Raw genomic sequence first — 19228 nt, forward strand, 5'->3', positions numbered from 1 at the left:
CATGGTTGAACGCCTGGTTGCGGCCGTTCAGCGCATTGAAGCCCTTCTGCTTGGCGATGCCGAGCGTGATGCCGGTCACCGCCGGCACGATGGCGGCGCTCGCCAGCGACTGCGCGACTTGCGAGAACGTCACCGCCCAGAAATTCTGCGAGATCAGGATGATCGCGGAGGCGAGGACGACGCAGACGCCGGGGATCACCACCCAAAGGCGCTTGTTGCGGCTGGCGTCGATGAAGCCGCCGACCGGCGTCGTGATCAGCATGCCCGCGACGTTGCCGATGGTCATGGCGGTGCCGATCAGCCCGCTCGCCCAGCCGCGATCCTGGAGGAACACGCCGATGAACGGTCCGATGCCCGACTGCATGTCGGCCATGAAGAAGTTGAGCGCGAAGAGGGGCCAGAGACGGGGTGAGGAGGGGGACCGCGATGTCATCGATACGTCAAGCGTGGTCTCAGCCGAATTCGTGTTGGCGGGGTTGCCTTGATCTTGTGTGGACCAAAACGTAACGGATGGTGATCCCGTTGGTTCCAGCCGCTCTTGCGGAGGAGCGATCTGCACGTCACATCTTTGGTCGTTGCTGACGGATGTCTTTCCTGGAGTACGCCATGCCACTCTGGACCTGCGAAACCTGCGGCGCGCAATTTCCCTCGAGCGAAAAGCCGCCAACGTCATGTCCGATCTGCGAGGACGAGCGCCAGTTCGTGAACTGGAAAGGGCAAACCTTCCTATCCTGCGAGGCCCTGGCGCGGCGTTGCCGCGTGGTGTGGCGGGACGATCTCGGCCTGACCGGCCTGTCGCTCGAGCCGAGCTTTGCCATCGGTCAGCGGGCGCTGCTCGTTCCGGACGGCAGCGCCTTCGTGATGTGGGACTGCGTTCCGCTCGCAACCGCTGAAGCGATCGCGCATGTCAGATCGCTCGGCGGGCTGAAGGCGATCGCGATCTCGCATCCGCACTACTATGGCGCGCTCGCCGATTGGAGCGAAGCCTTCAGCGCGCCCGTTTATCTCCATGCCGACGACCGCCAATGGGTGACGCGGCCGCATCGCGCCATCGAACACTGGAGCGGCGATAGTCACCGGCTCTCGGATGGCATCACCCTGTTGCGCAGCGGCGGCCATTTCGCCGGCGCCACGATTCTGCACTGGACGCGTGGTGCCGACGGCAAGGGTGCGCTGCTCACCGGCGACATCGCGCAGGTGACGATGGACCGCCGCTTCGTCAGCTTCATGTATTCCTATCCGAACTACGCGCCGCTGAACGCGGCTGCGGTGCGGCGGATTGCGGCCTCCGTGGCGCCGCTCGCCTTCGATCGCATCTACGGCGCCTGGTGGGGCCGCAATATCGCCGACGGCGCCAAGGCAGCATTCGATGCGTCGGTGGCGCGCTATCTCGCCGCCATCGCCTGACGAACGTCGCCTAGGCCCGCTGCCGCAGGGCTGCGGGCAGGTCCTGCCGCCTGGACCAGGAGATGTAGTAGGCCACAGCCGCGATTGCCGCGAGGCCCAACAGGCTGACCAGGACCTGCATTGCGACGAGATTGGGTCCCGTGATCAGGATGAGGTGCGCGGCAAAGGATAGGAACACGCTGACGCAGAATACCGCGAGCCATTCCTCGCCGCTCCGGATCACCGGTTGCAGCGACTTCCATTGCAACGCCGGATGATCTGCCGGCACCAGATACGTCGCGAGGAAGGCCAGCGCTAGGAAATGCAGCACGCGATGCGGCGCGAGGTTTTCCTTGTCGGGCGCGAAGATGTCGAGCACGGCATCCGGCAGATAGGCGGAGAGCGCCGGCGAATGCCGCGCCAGCGTGACCGCCATCGCGAACACCAGATAAGCGCCTGCCAGCGCGCGCAGCCAGGACATGCCGTGCAGCGCGCGGGCAGGCGCGCCGGTCACCGCGAACCAGCCGCCCAGCACCATCAGCATCTGCCAGCAGAACGGATTGAAGGTCCATTCGCTGTCCGGAGAGATCCGGAACGTCCAGCCGAAATACCTCGCCGCGAAGTACACCGCGATCGATGCGAGCAGCGTCAGCTGCGGGCGGCGGAGCAGGCCCCACAGCGCCAGCGGAAAGAACGCCATGAGGGGGATCATCAATTGCAGCAGGTCGAGGTTGAGCGGCTCTTCCTGGAGCACTAGCCCGCGCACCAGGATGCGCAGGGGATGCTCGAGAATGCCCGAGATATTGTACTCGTGGATGATCTCCGGCGCGGTCGATTGCGAGGCGACGTAGGCGATGGCGTCGATATAGATCACGAACAGCACGACGTAGGCCGCATAGAGCCGCCAGACGCGACCGAAGATGCGGGTTGCCGCGACGACGAAGCCGCGCTCCAGCGCGATCTTGCCGTGGATGATCGTGACGCCATAGCCTACCACGAACACGAACAGGTCGGCGGCGCCGCTGAAGCCGAAATTGCGCAAGGTCAGCAGATTCGCAACATTGTTCGGAACGTGGTCGAGGAAGATCGACCAGTTGGCAATCCCGAGCGTGAGATAAAGCCTGGCATCGTGGGTATGTGCGGCAAGGGCCGCCTTGACGGACGGTTTCATTAAAAATTATCAGTTGGAATCAGGGGCGACGCTTGTAACGGCTAGCATTGCACGATCCGAGTAGCGTTTCCGTGAACGGAGATGGTCTTTACCCTCTTCCTTTGTGGGGGAGGGTGCCTCGCGGAGTGAGGTCATCCGCCTTGACTTCGGCAGGGCGCCTTTCCTCACAAGGGGAGAAGGAGGAAATGCCCCATCACAACCTCTTGATCTGCCGCGCCCGTGCGCTATATCCCGGTTTTCCTCATCCAGTTTCGATCGGGTAAACGCATGACGACGTCAGATACGGCTGTGCATTCGCAGCCCTTCCAGGCCGAGGTGTCCGAGCTCCTGCACCTGATGGTGCACTCCGTCTACTCAGAGACCGACATCTTCCTGCGCGAGCTCATTTCCAACGCGTCGGATGCCTGCGACAAGCTCCGCTATGAGGCGATCGAGACCCCGGCGCTGCTCGGCGAGGGCGATGCCCCCAAGATCCGCATCATCCCCAACAAGCAGGACGGCACGCTGACCATCGCCGACAACGGCATCGGCATGGAGCGGCAGGAACTGATCGACCATCTCGGCACAATCGCCCGTTCGGGCACCAAGGCTTTCGTGGCGAAGCTCAAGGAGGCCAAGGATGGGCTTGGCCTGATCGGCCAGTTCGGTGTCGGCTTCTATTCCGCCTTCATGGTTGCGGACAGGATCCTCGTCGTCAGCCGCAGGGCCGGCGAGAGCGACGTCTGGACCTGGAGCTCGTCGGGCGGCTCCGGTTTCGAGATCGCGCACGCGGGCGAGGAAGATGCCGCGCGCGTGACGCGTGGCACCGAGATTGTGCTGCACCTGAAGGAAGATGCGAAGAAATATCTGGAAGACTACGAGATCCAGCGCATCGTCTCCGCCTATTCCGACAACATCCTCTTTCCCATCGAGCTCGTGCCGGCAGAAGGCGAGCCGCGCCAGATCAATTCGGCGAGCGCGCTGTGGCAGCGGTCGAAATCGGAGCTTTCGGCTGACGACTACAAGAAGGCCTATCAGCAGATCGCCACCGCCTTCGATGATCCCGCGATGACGCTGCACTACCGCGCTGAGGGCCGCTATTCCTACGCCGTGCTCCTGTTCGCACCGTCGACGAAACCGTTCGACCTGTTCGAGCCGTCGCGCAAGGGCAGGGTCAAGCTTTATGTCCGGCGCGTCTTCATCACCGACGACGCCGATCTGTTGCCGGGGTACTTGCGCTTCATCCGCGGCGTCGTCGACAGCGAGGACCTGCCGCTCAACATTTCGCGCGAGATGCTGCAAAACAACCCGCAGCTCGCGCAGATCCGCAAGGCGGTCGCCACCCGCGTCGTCTCCGAGCTCGAAAGCCTCGCCGAGAAGGACGCGGAGAACTTTGCGAAGATCTGGGAGGCCTTCGGCGCGGTGCTGAAGGAAGGCATCTACGAGGACTTCGAGCGCCGCGAGAAGCTCTTGGCGCTGTCGCGCTTCACGACGACCTCGGGCGAGAAGCGCTCGCTGAAGGACGTCGTCGCCGACTTCAAGCCGAACCAGACCGAAATCTATTATCTCGTCGGCGACAGCATCGAGCGGCTGAAGTCCAGTCCGCGCCTGGAGGCAGCGGCTGCGCGCGGCATCGAGGTGCTGCTGCTCACCGATCCCGTCGATGCCTTCTGGACCTCGATGCCGATGTCGTTCGACGGCAAGCCACTGAAGTCGCTGGGCCAGGGCGATCTCAATCTCGACCTGATCCCGCGCGTCGACGAGGAGACGAAGGAGGAGCCGGCCGCTGATGAAGCCGCCACCATCGCGCTGATCAAGGGCTCCCTCAACGAGCGCGTGAGCGACGTGAAGGCCTCGACGCGTCTCACCAGCTCCGCATCCTGCCTCGTCGCCGACAGCCAAGGTCCGAGCCGCGAGCTCGAGCGCATCCTGGCGCAGCAGAACCGCGGCGAGCGCTCGAGGCCAATCCTCGAGGTCAATCTGCGCCATCCGCTGGTGACAGCAATCACCAGGGCGCCGGCCGGTTCGACGGTGATCGATGATCTCTGCCTGCTGTTGCTGGAGCAGGCCCAGATCCTCGACGGCGAATTGCCGGAAGACCCGTCAGCCTTCGCCGCAAGGCTGAACCGCCTGGTGCTAAAGGGGCTGGGTGGGTAGGCGAAGCAAGCTGCTCCCACAAGACACGTCATTGCGAGGAGCGAAGCGACGAAGCAATCCAGGCTGCCTCCGCGGAGGCGATCCTGGATTCCTTTGCTGCGCTCGCAATGACGAAGACTGTGGCGTCGTCCTCGCTCACTCCGCCGCGTCCTTCTGCTCGTCCCTCTCGGCGTCTGCCTGCGGCTTCGGCTTCTTCGCCATCCAGCGTGAGAGCAAATTGGAGAAGCGGTCGAGATAGAGATAGACGACCGGCGTCGTGAACAGCGTGAGTGCCTGGCTGACCAGGAGGCCGCCGACCATGGCATAGCCGAGCGGCTGGCGGATCTCCGCGCCGGTGCCGGTTCCGAGCATCAAGGGCACGCCGCCGAGCAGCGCCGCCATCGTCGTCATCATGATCGGGCGGAAGCGCAGCACCGCCGCCTGGCGGATCGACTGCTCCGGCGTCAGATGCTGCTCGCGCTCCGCGGCGATCGCGAAATCCACCATCATGATGCCGTTCTTCTTGACGATGCCGATCAGGAGGATGATTCCGATCAAGGCGATCAGGCTGAAGTCGAAGCCGAAGATCATCAGGATGGCGATTGCGCCGACGCCGGCCGAGGGCAGCGTGGAGAGAATGGTCAAGGGATGGATGTAGCTCTCGTAGAGCACGCCCAGGATCAGGTAGACCACGACGAGCGCGGCCAGGATCAGCAGCGGCACGGTGCCGAGCGATTGCTGGAACGCCTGCGCGGTGCCCTGGAAGCTCGTTGCCAGCGTCGGCGGCGCGCGCATCTCGCTCACGGTTTGCGAAACCGCGTCGGTCGCCTGCCCGAGCGCGACGTCCTCGGCGAGGTTGAAGCTGATCGTCACCGCCGGAAACTGGCCCTGATGGGCGATCGCGAGCGGCCGCACCGGCACATTGGTCCAGCTGCAAAAGACTGAAAGCGGCACCTGTTCGCCCGTTAGCGGCGACCGGATGTAGAGCTTGTCGAGCGTATCCAGCTTGCCCTGCAGCTCCGGCGTGATCTCGAGGATCACGTGATAGCTGTTGGTCTGGGTGAAATATTGCGTGACCTGGCGCTGGCCGAATGCGTCATAGAGCGTGTCGTCGATCAGCTGCGGCTGGATCCCGTAGCGCGCGGCGGTATCGCGATTGATGGTGAGCTGAAGCGTCGTGCCTTCGGTTTGCTGGTCGGTCGCGACGTCGCGAAGCTGCGGCAGCGTTTTCATCGCGTCCAGGATCCTTGGGGCCCATGCGTTCAGCTCGGCGAGATTGGCGTCCTGGAGCGTGAACTCGAACTGGGTGCGCGTCGCACGGCCGCCGAGCCGCACGTCCTGCGAGGCCTGCATATAGAGGCGGGCGCCCTCGACCTCCGCAAGCTTCGGCCGCAGTCGCGCGATGATCTGCTGCGCGTTGACATCGCGCTCGTCCCGCGGCTTCAACGTGATGTACATGCGCCCGGAATTCAGCGCGGTGCCGCCGCCGCCGATGAACATCGCGATCGAATCGACGGCGGGATCGGCCTGCACGATCGCGTTGAGCTCCTCCTGCCGCCGCTTCATCTCCGTGAACGAGATGTCCTGCGGCATCTCGGAGACTGCGGTCAGGAAGCCGTTGTCCTGCTGCGGGAAGAATCCCTTCGGGATCAGGATGAAGAGGTAGACCGACAGTGCGACCGTGGCGAAGAAGATGCAGAGCGTGATGAAGCTGTGCTTGAGCGCGACGTCGAGCCCGCGCTCATAGGCGCCGAGCAGGCGCTCGAACATCCGCTCGCTCCACTGATAGACCCGGCCATGCCGCGCCTCGTGATCGGCGCGCAGGAAGCGCGAAGCCATCATTGGGGTGAGCGTCAGCGACACCACCAGCGAGACGAAGATCGCCATTGCCAGCGTCACGGCGAACTCGCGGAACAGCCGGCCGATGATGCCGCCCATGAGCAGCAGGGGGATCAGCACGGCGATGAGCGAGATGCTGATCGAGACGATGGTGAACCCGATCTCCGCCGCTCCCTTGTAGGCGGCAGCCAGCGGTCGCTCGCCCTGCTCGACGTAGCGGGTGATGTTCTCGAGCATCACGATCGCATCGTCCACCACGAATCCGACCGCGATCGTCAGCGCCATCAGGGAGAGATTGTCCAACGAATAGCCGAACACCCACATCAGCGAGCAGGCGCCCAGCAGTGCCAGCGGCACGGTCACGGCCGGGATGATCGTGGCCCAGAAGCTGCGCAGGAAGAGAAAGATCACCATCACCACCAGCGCAATGGTGATCAGGAGCGTGATCTGCACATCCTCGACCGCTGCGCGGATGGTGGTGGTACGATCGCTGATGATCTTGATGGCGATCGCCGGCGGGATCGCCGCCACCAGCCGCGGCAATTGCGCCTTGATGCGGTCGACGGTGTCGATGACATTGGCGCCGGGCTGCTTGAAGATGACGAGAAACACGCCGCGCTTGCCGTCGGCCCACGCCGCCGTCTTCATGTCCTCAGGACCGGCCACCGCCTCGCCGATGTCGCGGACCCGCAAGGGAGCGCCATTGCGATAGGCAATGATCACATCCTGCCAGGCCGCGGCTTCGAGCAGCTGGTCGTTGGCGTAGATGGTGTAGGCGCGCCGCGTGCCGTCAATGTTTCCCTTCGGACTGTCGGTGGTGGTGATCGCGATCTGGCCGCGCACGTCCTCCAGCGACAGGCCCTTGGCGACGAGTTTTGCCGGGTCGACCTGGATCCGCACCGACGGCTTCTGCTGTCCTCCGACGAAGACCTGCGCCACCCCGGAGATCTGGCTGATCTGCTGGGCAAGCTGGGCGTCGGTGCGGTCGCTGACGGTGGTCAGCGGCAGCGTGTCCGACGTCGCCGACAGGATCATGATCGGCGAATCCGCCGGGTTGACCTTGCGATAGGTCGGGGGCGAAGGCAGGTTCTTCGGCAATTGGCCGCTCGCCGCGTTGATCGCGGCCTGGACATCGTTGGCGGCGGCGTCGATCTGGCGGTTGAGATCGAACTGGATGGTGATCGAGGCCGAGCCTAGTGAACTCGTCGATGTCATTTGTGCGATGCCGGGGATCTGCGCGAGCTGGCGCTCGAGCGGCTGCGCCACCGAGGAGGCCATCGTCTCGGGGCTGCCGCCGGGGAGCGATGCGGAAAGCTGGATGGTCGGAAAGTCGACCTGCGGCAGCGGTGCAACCGGCAGCAGTGGATAAGCCACCAGGCCGACGAACAGGATACCCGCCATCAGCAGCGAGGTGCCGATCGGGTAACGAATGAACAGAGACGAGAAGCTCTCTTGCATGCCCTGAAACCATCGACTGGCCAGCGCATCTTCTCCTCGCGAAAAGCGGAGTCGCGCCCGAGAGCCCGAGCGCGAATGTGCGTTTCCTTCAGCCCATATGTTGATCGCCCCGAGCCATCGGCGGTTCGGGGGCCGGCGTTGTGAGAACAAGATTAGTCCCTTCGCGCCGGCTTGCGAATGGAATCCTGCGAGGGATCATGCGACCTTTGTCGAACAGGGGCGACCTGCAGATATGCGCTTTCTGCAGGTCAAGAGAGGTCAGCTTGTCTGCTCTTTCGAACGTGCGTCACAAGCGGGAGAGGTATGTTCCGGGACGGTCGCCTCCGCCGCCGCGTTGTGCCATATCGAACCGGCGCGACGCCCGTCGTCGTCGCCGATTCGAGGAATTTCCGATGCGCAAAGCACTCCTGACCGTCATCGCGATCGCCACTCTGCAGGCTGCGACGCCTGCCAGTGCCCAGCGCTACGACCCGCGCTATCCGGTGTGCATGCACGTCTACACGGGAGGCTTCCGCGGCGGCGGCAGCGACTGGTTCGACTGCTCGTTCACGTCGCTGGCGCAGTGCCGCGCCACGGCCTCGGGCCTTTCCGCGTCCTGCGACCTCAATCCCTACTACGCCTACGACCAGCCGCAGCCGCGCCGGCGCTATAAGCAGGCTTACTAGCGCCATCATCGGCGCGCCCGAGCGCCGCAATGTGTGCGGCGCAGCGTTCACCGCTCGCCCGGCCACCATTCCGAGCGCAGATCGCGCACGGAGATCTTCGTGGTGCGCAGCGCCACGAGATGGCTACGCTTGTAGGGAAACCCTGACAGTTCCGAGCATTGCCGGCAGCGCATGTAACGTTCGAGCTCGTGGATCGGCGTCGACTTCCGGCGCCTGATGATGTCGAGCGCCACGGTCTGGTGCGTCTCGCAGCCGAGGCACTTCACCTCGAGATAGCAATATCCGGCGTTCAGCGCGTCGCCCAGCGTCGGGGATGGCTGCGCCGGCCCCTGAAACGACAGCATCCGCTTGTTCCAGGCCTCGCAGGCGAGGCGGTCGGCCTCTTTCCGTGCCGCCGCCGCCCGCTCCGCCGCCGCGCGAACGGATGCGCCGTAGATTCGCTCGCGAGATTTGTTGCCCATGGCGCGAGACAATGCGCGCGCAGGAGAGGCAAGGGCAAGCCGCTAGGGATTGCGGGTGTGGATGCTGCGGACGCAAGCCGCTGTTGCGCGCGGCTGCCGCCGTTACTCCTTCTTCGCCCCCGACAACTGCACCACCTTGCGCCAGCGCGCGGTCTCCTCCGTCAGCATGCTGCCGAACTCGTCTGCATTGCCGTGCAGCACCATCGCGCCGAGCTCGGCGATGCGGCTCCTGATCTCGCTGTCGGACAGCGCTGCGTCGATCTCGCGGTTCAAGAGATCGATGATCTCGCGCGGCGTATCCTGCGGCGCGCCGACGCCGTAGAAGGACGACGTCTCGTAATCCGGCAGCGTATCCGCGATCGGCGGCACGTCGGGCAGGATGTCGGAGCGTTCGCGCGTCGTGACGCCGAGTGCGCGCAGCTTGCCGGCCCGCACCAGCTCGAAGGACGAGGTGACGTTGTCGAACATGCCGTGCACCTGGCCGCTCATCACGTCGGTCAATCCGGGCGCGGAGCCGCGATAGGGCACATGGGTGAACTGCACGCGGGCAAGCGCCTTGAACAATTCACCGGACAGATGCAGCGAGGTGCCGATGCCGGAGGAAGCGATCGAGAGCATGCCCGGATTTGCCCGAGCGTAGAGGATGAAGTCCGAAACGGTTCGCACCGGCAGATCGTTATTGACGACCAGCACCAGCGGAATACGTGCCACGCCCGCAACCGGTGCGATGGACTTGGCGAAATCATAGGGCAGTGCCGGATCGAAGGACGCGTTGATCGCGTTCGCGGTCGACGTCAGCAGCAGCGTGTAGCCATCGGGTGCCGAGGCAATCACGGCCTGCGTGCCGATATTGCTGCCGGCGCCGGGCTTGTTCTCGACCACGAAGGTCTGGCCGAGCCGCTCGGACAGGCGCTGGCAGATCAGCCGCGACAGCACGTCGGTCGCGCCGCCGGGCGCGTAAGGAACCACCCATTTCACGCTGCGCGAGGGATAGGAGGGATTGCCGAGGGCAAATGCGCGAGGGGCGGCGAGGCTTGCAGCGGCACAGGCGGCCGCGCTGAGAAAGTTGCGTTTGGTGATCATTATTATTGCCTCAATGCGAGGAAACTACCGGTGCGAACCACAGCTCGCCCGCACGCCTGAAATCGATATCGCAAGAATTGCTCCTCGCCGCACGCCGTTCCCGCCGGCTTGGTAAAGGATGACTAGAGTTAATCGCGGACTAACCGCGTTTTACCTTGTCTCTTAACACCTGGTCAGGGGCTCGCGGTTTATAGCTACCTTGACGGACGAGCGACCAGCCGAAAGACATCAACAACATGAACACCGGCGTCATCGAGCAGGCGAAACCTTCGCGCGCGCCCTCGGCCTCAAAGATCTGGCTGAAGGCGATCGAGCTCACCGCGCGCATCGAGACGCTGCCGGGCCGGCTGTTCGCCGATGTCGTCGAGGATTGGGCGAGGCGCCAGCCGGATCACGCGGCGCTCGTCACGGACGACGAAACGATCAGCTACGATCAGCTCGCAAAACGCATCAACCGCTATGCGCGCTGGGCGCGCTCGGTCGGCCTCGCGAAGGGCAACACCGTCGGTATAATCATGCCGAATGGTGTCGACTATGTCGCCGCCTGGCTCGGCATCAGCCGGATCGGCGCCGTCGTCGCCCTGATCAACACCAGGCTGATCGGGCAATCGCTCGCGCATTGCATCGATGTCGCAAAGCCGTCCCACCTCATCGTCGCGCACGATCTCACCGAGGCGCTTGCGGATGCCAGGCCGCACCTGAATTCGGCGGCAAAGATCTGGACCCATGGCGATGCGCGCAGCGAGCGCTCGATCGATGTGGCGCTGGCCGCGCTCGGCGACGGCCCGCTCTCGCAGGACGAGCACGGCGACGTCACGATCAATGATCGCGCGCTGCTGATCTATACCTCGGGCACCACGGGCCTGCCGAAGGCCGCCAGCATCAGCCATCGCCGTATCCTCAACTGGGGTTTTTGGTTCGCAGGGTTGACCGGTGCGACGCCGCAGGACCGGCTCTATGACTGCCTGCCGCTGTTTCATTCCGTCGGCGGTATCGTCGCGCCCTGCAGCATGCTTGCCGCCGGCGGCTCGGTGGTGATCGCGGAGAAATTCTCGGCGACGAATTTCTGGCCCGACATCGTCCGCCACGACTGCACGCTGTTCCAGTATATCGGCGAGCTCTGCCGCTACCTCCTGAAGTCGCCGCCGTCGGAATACGAGAACCGGCACCGCCTGCGGCTCGTCTGCGGCAATGGCCTGCGCGGCGACATCTGGGAGGATTTCCAGGCGCGCTTCGCGCTCCCCCGTATCCTCGAATTCTACGCGGCGACCGAAGGTAATTTCTCGCTGTTCAACGTCGAGGGCAGGCCGGGTGCGATCGGCCGCATTCCGCCGCTGCTCGCGCATCGTTTCCCGGCGGCGATCGTCAAGCTCGATCCTGATGCCGGCGTACCCTTGCGCAATGCCGACGGCCTCTGTGTCGCCTGCGCACGCGGCGAGGCGGGCGAAGCCATCGGCCGCATCGGCTCCGCCGATGAAGGCGGAGGCCGTTTCGAGGGCTATACCGACGCCGGCGAGACAGAGAAGAAGATCTTGCGAAATGTCTTCGCTCACGGCGATGCCTGGTTCCGCACCGGCGACCTGATGCAGCTCGACGACAAGGGCTTCTTTCATTTCGTCGACCGCATCGGCGACACATTCCGCTGGAAGGGCGAAAACGTCGCGACGTCAGAGGTCAGCGACGCCGTGCGTGATTGCACCGGCGTGGTCGACGCAACGACCTACGGCGTCAGCATTCCCGGCACTGACGGCCGTGCCGGCATGAGCGCGATTGTGGTCAACGAGGGCTTTGATCTCGCCGCACTCGCGGGCCATCTCGCCGCGCGTCTGCCTCCTTATGCCCGTCCCGTCTTCATCCGCATCTCGCACGAGCTCGATGCGACCGAGACCTTCAAGCAGAAAAAGAGCCAGCTCGCGCACGAAGGGTTTGATCCCGGCGCGATCGCCGATCCGCTTTACGTGATGGAACCGAAGTTGGGGGCCTACATTGCGCTGGAACAGCAGGTTCATGCGCAGATCGTCGACGGATCGATCAGGCTCTAACGTATGAATGAATATGCCTCCACGCTAATAGTGCGCTCCCTCCCCCCTTGCGGCCCCTTGCGGGGGAGGGTCAGGGAGAACGGTAGCCCCGGGGAGGATGCCAGACGCCTGCGGATCGCCGGCAATAGAGCGCTCGCGCGCCTACACCGAGGGAGCGTGCCGTGTGGCACCTCCCTCCCTGCCGCTCCACCGCAAGGGGGGAGGGAATGAGAGAAGGTGCTCACCTCATGTCGGTCACTGCAAAATTGACAGCGGACTTCGACGCTGGAATCTGCAAAAACAGAGATAGGTCCAATTTTATCTGAATTGTCCAAGAAGCCATTTACTTCTGTCCGGTAAACCACGGAGCAACGGGAGGCGGGCACTCCGCCGAAGACGACCAAACGACAACAAACACGAAGCGAGCGCAGCCATGTCGGTAAGGTTAAAGGTCACTGAAGCGATCAAGCAGATTGCCAGGGAGCAGCACGTCACGCTGCCGGAGCTGACGGACGACCTGTCGCTGCATGAGACGGGTTTCGACTCGCTCGCCTTCGCAATCCTGGTCGCGCGCCTCGAGGACGAGATCGGCGTCGATCCCTTCACGATTTCCGAGGACGCTGCCTTCCCCGCGACCGTCGGCGATTTCGTGCGGGCCTACGAAAATGTCCCCGCGTGAGATCCTTGCACTCCGCGACTATCTCGGCGCGGAGCTGAAGGGACGGACGCTGTCGGATGCGCATCATCTGGTGTCGCTGACCGACGTGCTGTCGCAGACGGTCCTGGGCGGTCGTCTCGGCGAGTTGTCCGGCCGGTCGGTGCTGCTGAAACTGTCGGACCAGCTCAAATCCGGCCTTGCCATGATCGAGATCGACGGCATCGCCCGTCGCATGCTCTTGTGCCCGCCGGATCTCAATCCCGCGTATCTCGATGCGCTGATTGCGGACGCGGAGATCGACGCTGTCGTGACCGACGAGCCGGAATTCTGGAAAGACAGCGCGATCCCGCTCGTCGTGATCGCGCAACTGCCGCTCACGCCGGCCGCGCCTGCGAAGACCGAGTGCGCAACCGAATGGCTGATGCTGACCTCGGGCACCTCTGGCGTGCCGAAGATCGCAGCGCATACGCTGGAAGCGCTGACCGGCGCGATCCGGGCCGAGGCGCCTGCGCGCGGTCCCGCGCCGGTCTGGGCTACTTTCTACGACATCCGCCGCTATGGCGGCCTCCAGATTTTCCTGCGCGGGATCCTTTCCGGCGGCTCGATGGTGCTGTCGGACGCACATGAGGTCCTCGCGGACCATGTCGCGCGGCTGAACGCGCGCGGTGTCTCGCACATTTCCGGCACGCCCTCGCATTGGCGCAAGCTCCTGATGAGCGGTTCGGTCGCGCAATTTGCGCCGCGCTATGTCCGCCTCTCCGGCGAGATCGCCGACCAGGCCGTGCTCGACGGCCTGAAGGCGGCATTCCCCGGCTCCTCGATCGGCCATGCCTATGCCTCGACGGAGGCCGGCGTCGGCTTTGCCGTCAATGACGGGCTCGAAGGTTTCCCCGCCGATTATATCGGCGTGAACCCAAACGGCGTCGAGATGAAGATCGTCGACGGCTCGCTGCGCATCAGGTCGAAGCGCACCGCGCACGCCTATATCGGCCGCAATGCCGGCAAGCTCGCCGAGGATGACGGCTTCGTCGACACCGGTGACATGATCGAGCTGCGCGGCGACCGCTATCATTTCGTCGGCCGCCGCGGCGGCATCATCAATATCGGCGGGCTGAAGGTTCATCCCGAGGAGATCGAGGCGGTCATCAACCGTCATCCGGACGTGCGGATGTCGCGCGCGAAATCGCGGAAGAGCCCGATCACCGGCGGCATTGTCGTGGCCGACGTGATCCTTGCCGACGGCACCGATCCGGCGCGGGCGAAGGAAATCCGCGAGCAGATCCTGGACCAGTGCCGGGCGCAGCTTGCCTCACACAAGGTGCCGGCGGTGATCCGCTTCGTCGAGACGCTCGACGTCACTCCGGCCGGAAAGCTGGCGCGCACCGATGCATAACGTCCTCATCACCGGCGGCAGCCGTGGCATTGGCCTTGCGATCGCGACGCGGCTCGTGGGCGCCGGTTACAACGTGATCGCGGTGGCGCGGCGCGAGACCGAGGAACTCGCGGCCGCGGTGCGCACGTCGGAGAAGCGTCTGCATTTCCGTGCCTGCGACCTCGCGGTGATCGACGCGATCCCGGCTTTCGCAAAGCTGGTGCGCGACGAGTTCGGTACGATCTATGGCCTCGTCAACAATGCCGGCCTCGGCACCGAGGGGCTACTCGCGACCATGCACAATTCCGAGATCGAGGCACTGGTGCAGCTCAACGTGCTGTCGCCGATCATCCTCACCAAATATATCGCGCGGCACATGATGGCGGATGGCGCAGGCCGCATCATCAACATCTCCTCGATCATCGCCTCCACGGGCTATAACGGCCTGTCGGTCTATGGCGCGACAAAGGCGGCGGCGACCGGTTTCACGAAATCGCTGGCGCGCGAGGTCGGCAAGCTCGGCATCACCGTGAATGCGATCGCGCCCGGCTTCATCGACACCGAGCTGACGCATAATCTCTCCGACGAAGGCCGCAAGCGCATCGCCGGGCGCAGCGCGCTGCGCCGCTTGCCGGAGACTGACGACGTCGCGCGGATGGTCGAGTATCTGCTCGGCGAGGGCGGACGCAACGTCACGGGAACGGTGTTCACGATCGATGCTGGAAATACCGCTTAGAGCATGATCCGGAAAAGTGTGCAGCGGTTTTCCGAAAGATCATGCTCAAACTAGAATAGGGAACTTTCAGCGCCACAATTGAGTTGATCGGGCTCAATTTCATTTCCGCGCATTTGGTTCTAAGATGCCCCGCAATCGGTTGTGTTACGTCAATCGATCTGCCCTAATCGACAGGGAGCAGTGCATGACCGCATCGAACCTTCCGCGGGTGTCAGCGCAGTCATCTCAAGCAAGAGAGAGCGTCAGTAACTGCAAGCCGATGTCGCATCAGAATTCCGGCGATCACGGCTACGAAATGTATCCGCAGCAATTTGTCCGGCTTGTCGGCTGCCATGATGTGCACGCGCCCTCGGCGGCGGAGAAGGAGAAGCTGCACTAGCGCTTTTGTGCGCTCGTCTCAGCCCTTGCGCTTCGGCAGATCGATCCGTTCATTTGAAAATTCCGGCGGGCCTTCGGTGAGGCGGCGAATGCGCCGTTCGCGCTCCTCTGCCGGCAATGCGGGGTCGAGCAATTGATCGAGCTGCCTCGCCGCGCGCTCCTCGATCTCGATGTGATCGCGCGTGATCGTGCCGTGGACGATGGGGACCGCGCCCGCAGCCGTCAGGCCGAGCATAACCAGCTGGCAGATCGCATCCGAGCGCGCGATGTGGTGGACCTCGGCCCAGGCATCGACTGCGGCGGTCAGGTCTTCCGACATTCGCACCGCGCTGACGGCATCGAGCCCCGTACGCCTGCGCACGGGAGCTGCGGAATCCTTCTTGCCGGTATCAGCCACCCTGATCGTCCCGTGAGCAAGCCTTCAGACGTTTTAATTGTAAGCGCTCCCGGCGGCAGCCGGTTTGATGCCGGTCAATGACAGCCTGCGGCATTGCAGCGCGGTCCCGGCTTGTTGTCCGGCCCCGTTTCAGCCAATGATCGCCAGGGCTCGTCATCGGCGAACCCGGATCAATTCTGCAACGTATCTCCTCTTCGAAGCTCACCAGCCATCCGGCCTCAGGCGATGACAGCAGGCGTCCCCTTCTACGGCAGCATCTCCGTCTTCCGCGGCTTTACCAGCCTGATGGATCCCTCCCTCTATTCACCGCTGCCGGATGACTGGACCATCGGGGTGGCCGACATCGTCGATTCCACCAAGGCGATTGCGGCGCAGCGCTACAAGGCGGTCAACATGGCCGGTGCTGCGGTGATCGCCGCCGTCACCAACGCGCTGGAGGGCAGGGAATTCCCCTTCGTGTTCGGAGGAGACGGCGCGAGCTTTGCGGTTGCGCCCAGCGACCTCGATCGTGCCCGCGACGCGCTGGCAGCAACGGCGACCTGGGTCAGGCAGGATCTCGATCTGAAGATGCGCGTCGCGCTGGTGCCGGTCAGCGCGATCCGCAGCGTAGGCCTGGACGTGCGCGTCGCGCGCTTCGGGCCATCGGCCAACCTGTCCTATGCGATGTTCTCCGGCGGAGGTTTGGGGTGGGCCGAAGCCGCGATGAAGCGCGGCGAGTTCGCCGTTGCCGAGGCGCCCGACGGGACGCAGCCAGATCTGTCCGGCCTGTCCTGTCGGTTCGAGGAGATCCCGGCCTCGCGCGGGCTCATCCTGTCCGTGCTGGTGGTGCCGGCGCGCGGTGCCGATCCGTCTGCCTTCCGCAAGGTGATCGAGGACGTCCTCCATCTCGTCGAGCGCAGTCCAGATGCGGGGCGGCCGGTGTCGCCGCAGGGCCCGCCGCTGAAATGGCCGCCGCAGGGGCTCGACTATGAGGCGCGTGCAAGGCGTGGCGGCTCGCTGCTCAAGCGCCGCGTCAGCGTGCTGGCCTATACACTGTTCGCCTATTTGATCGTGCGCTTCGACATCAAGGTCGGCGGCTTCGTGCCCAAAACCTATACGCGGCAGGTTGTCGAGAACTCGGACTTCCGCAAATATGATGACGGCCTGCGCATGATCCTCGACTGCACGCCGGAGCTCGAGCGCGATGTGAGCGATCGGCTTGCAGCGGCGGCGAAGAGCGGCATCGTGCGCTACGGCCTGCACCGGCAGGATGCGGCAATGATGACCTGCTTCACGCCCTCGGCGCTGCGGAGCGACCACGTCCACTTCATCGACGGCGCGCGCGGCGGCTATGCGTCGGCGGCAACGGCGTTGAAGGCGACGGCGTGACGCCATTCTCGTACCCCGGACGCAGCGCAGCACCGAAAGCGCGTTCACGCGCGTCTTCGACGCGCTATGGTGATGCGCTGCAGGGCCGGGGCCCATAAGCATGTGGGTCCCGGCTCTGCGCAGCGTCACTGCGTGCCGCAGCGCTTCCGGGACATGAGAGATCAGCTCAGCGGCCCACGCGCGTCCAGGTCTCGCCGCCGCACAAGGCACCGACACAGCCTTCGACGCGGAGCGTATCAGTGCCGGTGACGGAGATATTGCTCGCATACATGCTGCCGTCATCAGCGTTGTAGATCTGCCCCGACCATTTGTTGGGACCGGTGGCCTGCATGCCGTTGAATAGCGGCAAGCCGATCAGCGGGCGCCTGGCGAGCGCGGGATTTGGATTCTTGCTGTCGCTCGCGGGCTGGCCGGTTGCGGTGTCGTAGGGCTCCTTCAGCCAGACGATGACGCCGCAGATGCCGCCGCCACATTTGCTGACCTTGACGCGCGCGTCGCCCGCCTGCGTCAGCCAGGTCCCGCTCGCATCCGCGCTCTGTGCGCGTGCCGAGGGCGCACCGAACAGCGCAGCAGAGAGAACGATGAAAACAGCGAATCTGCAAATCATGAGAAGCCCCGAAAATGGAGGCGTCTCCATAGCAGCAAATCGCCATCATGCAACGCGCGGCTGCATCACATTCCTGCGTTCATTTGCCCCAGCGCGCAAGGGCAACGGACGTTGCGGTGGACAGTCCGAACACCGTCATGGCGCCGCCGATCAGGGCGAACAGCGTCCAGGCGGGCGCCTGGGCAGCCGTGAGCGCGACGCCGCCGACGGCAACGATCAGGAGTCGCGCGGTTGACGCAAGCACCGGGCCTCCGACACGCGCGGCACCTTGCGAGGAGAAATACAGCGAAACGCCGACGCCGAAGAACACGAAGGCCGGCCCCGCCCAGTGGAAATAGCTGTGCGCAGCGGCGGTGACGCCGGCATCGCGGGTGAAGAGCGAGACCCAGATCGCCGGATCGAGCGCGACGGTCACGCCGATCAGCCCGACTGTGAGGCCCGCGGCTGCGGCCGCCGTCCACGCGACGCGCCGCGCGCGCTGCAACTGTCCGGCGCCGATCGCCATGCCGACCATCGGCACCGAGGCAATGCCGAAGGCGAAGGTGATCGGGATCAGCAAGAATTCCAGTCGTGAGCCGATGCCATAGCCAGCGAGCATCTCGGTGCCGAAGCTTGCGAGAATTTTCGTGAAGATCAGGATTGTGAGCACAGTCTGCAGCGGCGACAGGCAGGCCACCGCGCCGACCTTGAGGATGTCGAGGAACATGCCGCGCTCGAACCGGAATGCGCCAAAATTCAGCGGCAGGCGGCTGCGACCCGCGAGCAGATACCAGACGAAGAAAATGGCCGCGAGCATGAAGGCGATGAGCTGGCCGGAGGCAACGCCGCGCATACCGAGTTGCGGCACGCCGAACAGGCCGAGCCCCAGCGTGCCGCCGACCACGACCTGCACCAGGCTGGTGCCGATCAGCGTCATCGAGGGCAGGCGCATGTCGCCGGTGCCGCGGATCACGGATGCGAGCGTGTTGACCAGCCAGATCGCGATCGCGCCGGAGAACAGCACCTGCGAATAATTGCAGGCTTCTTCGAGGACATTGCCGCGTCCGCCGAGCAGCGTGAAGAAGCTGCGGCCGAACAGCAGCATCATCACGGTGAAGAACAGCCCGCCGCAAATGCCGATGATGGCGGCGTGCACCGCCAGTGTCGCGGCGCGATCCCGGTCGCCCGCGCCGAGCGCCCGGCTGATCGCAGACGACACGCCGCCACCCATCGCGCCCGCGCTCATCATCTGCGTCAGCATCGCGAAGGGAAACACCAGCGCGATCGCGGCGAGCGGAATCGTGCCGAGCCGGCCGATATAGGAGGTCTCGGCGATCGCAACCAGTGTGCTGCCGACCATCGCGATCATGTTGGGGATCGCCAGTCGCAACAGTGTCGGCAGGATCGGCGCAGTCAGCAGGCTGGTGATGGGGGAGGTAACTGGGGCGCGCGACGGTGCGGCGTCTATCGGGGCGTCGATCGTCATGCGTCACCGGACGAAATTAAATGATGGTCAACATACTACAAGGCAGGC

Annotated in this window: 17 protein-coding genes; 9 read left to right on the plus strand and 8 right to left on the minus strand. The window is 64.4% G+C overall.

Going from position 1 to position 19228, the window contains the following annotated elements; translation table 11 throughout:
* On the minus strand, window positions 1-433 hold a 433-nt coding region (locus Q2941_RS17095; RefSeq protein ID WP_458193193.1), incomplete at its 3' end, for an MFS transporter.
* Between the two features lie 173 nt (window positions 434-606).
* Here Q2941_RS17095 and Q2941_RS17100 point away from each other — a divergent pair.
* Entirely contained in the window at window positions 607-1407 is an 801-nt protein-coding gene (locus Q2941_RS17100) for an MBL fold metallo-hydrolase (protein WP_458193194.1), read from the plus strand.
* Window positions 1408-1417: 10 nt separating this feature from the next.
* On the opposite strand, the gene Q2941_RS17105 is transcribed toward Q2941_RS17100, so the two are convergent.
* On the minus strand, window positions 1418-2557 hold the full coding sequence (locus tag Q2941_RS17105; protein WP_027522212.1) for an OpgC domain-containing protein: 1140 nt from the start codon (window positions 2555-2557) through the stop codon (window positions 1418-1420).
* A 267-nt stretch (window positions 2558-2824) separates the two neighbouring features.
* Between Q2941_RS17105 and htpG the strand changes: the two genes are divergently transcribed.
* Entirely contained in the window at window positions 2825-4693 is a 1869-nt protein-coding gene (gene htpG, locus Q2941_RS17110; RefSeq protein WP_458193195.1) for a molecular chaperone HtpG, read from the plus strand.
* Between the two features lie 135 nt (window positions 4694-4828).
* Here htpG and Q2941_RS17115 read toward each other — a convergent pair whose 3' ends face one another.
* Window positions 4829-7969 (minus strand): multidrug efflux RND transporter permease subunit, encoded by a 3141-nt coding sequence (locus Q2941_RS17115; protein WP_458193196.1) that lies wholly within the window; start codon window positions 7967-7969, stop codon window positions 4829-4831.
* Window positions 7970-8361: 392 nt separating this feature from the next.
* Between Q2941_RS17115 and Q2941_RS17120 the strand changes: the two genes are divergently transcribed.
* The gene (locus Q2941_RS17120) at window positions 8362-8634 is read left to right on the plus strand and encodes a DUF3551 domain-containing protein (RefSeq protein WP_458193197.1); all 273 of its coding nucleotides are present in this window, start codon (window positions 8362-8364) and stop codon (window positions 8632-8634) included.
* A 47-nt stretch (window positions 8635-8681) separates the two neighbouring features.
* Here the strand turns inward: Q2941_RS17120 and Q2941_RS17125 are convergent, their stop codons facing one another.
* Together Q2941_RS17125 and Q2941_RS17130 are read right to left on the minus strand one after the other, a co-directional pair.
* Window positions 8682-9095 (minus strand): hypothetical protein, encoded by a 414-nt coding sequence (locus Q2941_RS17125; protein WP_458193198.1) that lies wholly within the window; start codon window positions 9093-9095, stop codon window positions 8682-8684.
* Window positions 9096-9197: 102 nt separating this feature from the next.
* Window positions 9198-10178 carry a Bug family tripartite tricarboxylate transporter substrate binding protein gene (locus Q2941_RS17130; protein ID WP_458193199.1) on the minus strand — a complete coding sequence of 327 codons (981 nt, stop codon included), beginning with the start codon at window positions 10176-10178 and terminating at the stop codon, window positions 9198-9200.
* A 227-nt stretch (window positions 10179-10405) separates the two neighbouring features.
* On the opposite strand from Q2941_RS17130, the gene Q2941_RS17135 reads away from it, so the two are divergent.
* From Q2941_RS17135 to Q2941_RS17155, 5 genes are all read left to right on the plus strand, one after another.
* On the plus strand, window positions 10406-12220 hold the full coding sequence (locus Q2941_RS17135) for a long-chain-acyl-CoA synthetase (RefSeq protein WP_458193259.1): 1815 nt from the start codon (window positions 10406-10408) through the stop codon (window positions 12218-12220).
* 412 nt (window positions 12221-12632) lie between these two features.
* A complete protein-coding gene (locus tag Q2941_RS17140; protein WP_027522219.1) occupies window positions 12633-12878 on the plus strand; it encodes an acyl carrier protein in 246 nt (81 codons plus the stop codon).
* Window positions 12865-14250, plus strand: coding sequence for a class I adenylate-forming enzyme family protein (locus tag Q2941_RS17145; protein ID WP_458193200.1), 1386 nt, complete (start codon window positions 12865-12867; stop codon window positions 14248-14250). Before Q2941_RS17140 ends, Q2941_RS17145 begins: the two co-directional genes overlap by 14 nt.
* Complete coding sequence (locus tag Q2941_RS17150) at window positions 14243-14965, plus strand: SDR family NAD(P)-dependent oxidoreductase (protein WP_027522221.1); 723 nt, start codon at window positions 14243-14245, stop codon at window positions 14963-14965. Before Q2941_RS17145 ends, Q2941_RS17150 begins: the two co-directional genes overlap by 8 nt.
* A 184-nt stretch (window positions 14966-15149) precedes the next feature.
* Window positions 15150-15344 carry a hypothetical protein gene (locus Q2941_RS17155; protein ID WP_027522222.1) on the plus strand — a complete coding sequence of 65 codons (195 nt, stop codon included), beginning with the start codon at window positions 15150-15152 and terminating at the stop codon, window positions 15342-15344.
* 18 nt (window positions 15345-15362) lie between these two features.
* Here the strand turns inward: Q2941_RS17155 and Q2941_RS17160 are convergent, their stop codons facing one another.
* The gene (locus Q2941_RS17160; RefSeq protein ID WP_458193201.1) at window positions 15363-15740 is read right to left on the minus strand and encodes a hypothetical protein; all 378 of its coding nucleotides are present in this window, start codon (window positions 15738-15740) and stop codon (window positions 15363-15365) included.
* 225 nt (window positions 15741-15965) lie between these two features.
* On the opposite strand from Q2941_RS17160, the gene Q2941_RS17165 reads away from it, so the two are divergent.
* On the plus strand, window positions 15966-17108 hold the full coding sequence (locus Q2941_RS17165; RefSeq protein WP_458193202.1) for a DUF3095 domain-containing protein: 1143 nt from the start codon (window positions 15966-15968) through the stop codon (window positions 17106-17108).
* A gap of 166 nt (window positions 17109-17274) precedes the next feature.
* Here the strand turns inward: Q2941_RS17165 and Q2941_RS17170 are convergent, their stop codons facing one another.
* The gene (locus tag Q2941_RS17170) at window positions 17275-17715 is read right to left on the minus strand and encodes a DUF2147 domain-containing protein (protein WP_027522225.1); all 441 of its coding nucleotides are present in this window, start codon (window positions 17713-17715) and stop codon (window positions 17275-17277) included.
* 79 nt (window positions 17716-17794) lie between these two features.
* Window positions 17795-19180: an MATE family efflux transporter gene (locus Q2941_RS17175; RefSeq protein ID WP_458193203.1), complete on the minus strand. Its 1386-nt coding sequence runs from the start codon at window positions 19178-19180 to the stop codon at window positions 17795-17797.
* Window positions 19181-19228 lie beyond the last annotated feature (48 nt).

Source organism: Bradyrhizobium sp. UFLA05-153, from assembly GCF_054185185.1.

Excerpts from the sequence above, each read along its gene's own strand:
- Q2941_RS17100 (WP_458193194.1), top strand. The coding sequence starts at position 607 with ATGCCACTCTGGACCTGCGAAACCTGCGGCGCGCAATTTCCCTCGAGC.
- Q2941_RS17105 (WP_027522212.1), bottom strand. The coding sequence starts at position 2,557 with ATGAAACCGTCCGTCAAGGCGGCCCTTGCCGCACATACCCACGATGCC.
- htpG (WP_458193195.1), top strand. The coding sequence starts at position 2,825 with ATGACGACGTCAGATACGGCTGTGCATTCGCAGCCCTTCCAGGCCGAG.
- Q2941_RS17115 (WP_458193196.1), bottom strand. The coding sequence starts at position 7,969 with ATGCAAGAGAGCTTCTCGTCTCTGTTCATTCGTTACCCGATCGGCACC.
- Q2941_RS17120 (WP_458193197.1), top strand. The coding sequence starts at position 8,362 with ATGCGCAAAGCACTCCTGACCGTCATCGCGATCGCCACTCTGCAGGCT.
- Q2941_RS17125 (WP_458193198.1), bottom strand. The coding sequence starts at position 9,095 with ATGGGCAACAAATCTCGCGAGCGAATCTACGGCGCATCCGTTCGCGCG.
- Q2941_RS17130 (WP_458193199.1), bottom strand. The coding sequence starts at position 10,178 with ATGATCACCAAACGCAACTTTCTCAGCGCGGCCGCCTGTGCCGCTGCA.
- Q2941_RS17140 (WP_027522219.1), top strand. The coding sequence starts at position 12,633 with ATGTCGGTAAGGTTAAAGGTCACTGAAGCGATCAAGCAGATTGCCAGG.
- Q2941_RS17145 (WP_458193200.1), top strand. The coding sequence starts at position 12,865 with ATGTCCCCGCGTGAGATCCTTGCACTCCGCGACTATCTCGGCGCGGAG.
- Q2941_RS17150 (WP_027522221.1), top strand. The coding sequence starts at position 14,243 with ATGCATAACGTCCTCATCACCGGCGGCAGCCGTGGCATTGGCCTTGCG.
- Q2941_RS17155 (WP_027522222.1), top strand. The coding sequence starts at position 15,150 with ATGACCGCATCGAACCTTCCGCGGGTGTCAGCGCAGTCATCTCAAGCA.
- Q2941_RS17165 (WP_458193202.1), top strand. The coding sequence starts at position 15,966 with ATGACAGCAGGCGTCCCCTTCTACGGCAGCATCTCCGTCTTCCGCGGC.
- Q2941_RS17170 (WP_027522225.1), bottom strand. The coding sequence starts at position 17,715 with ATGATTTGCAGATTCGCTGTTTTCATCGTTCTCTCTGCTGCGCTGTTC.
- Q2941_RS17175 (WP_458193203.1), bottom strand. The coding sequence starts at position 19,180 with ATGACGATCGACGCCCCGATAGACGCCGCACCGTCGCGCGCCCCAGTT.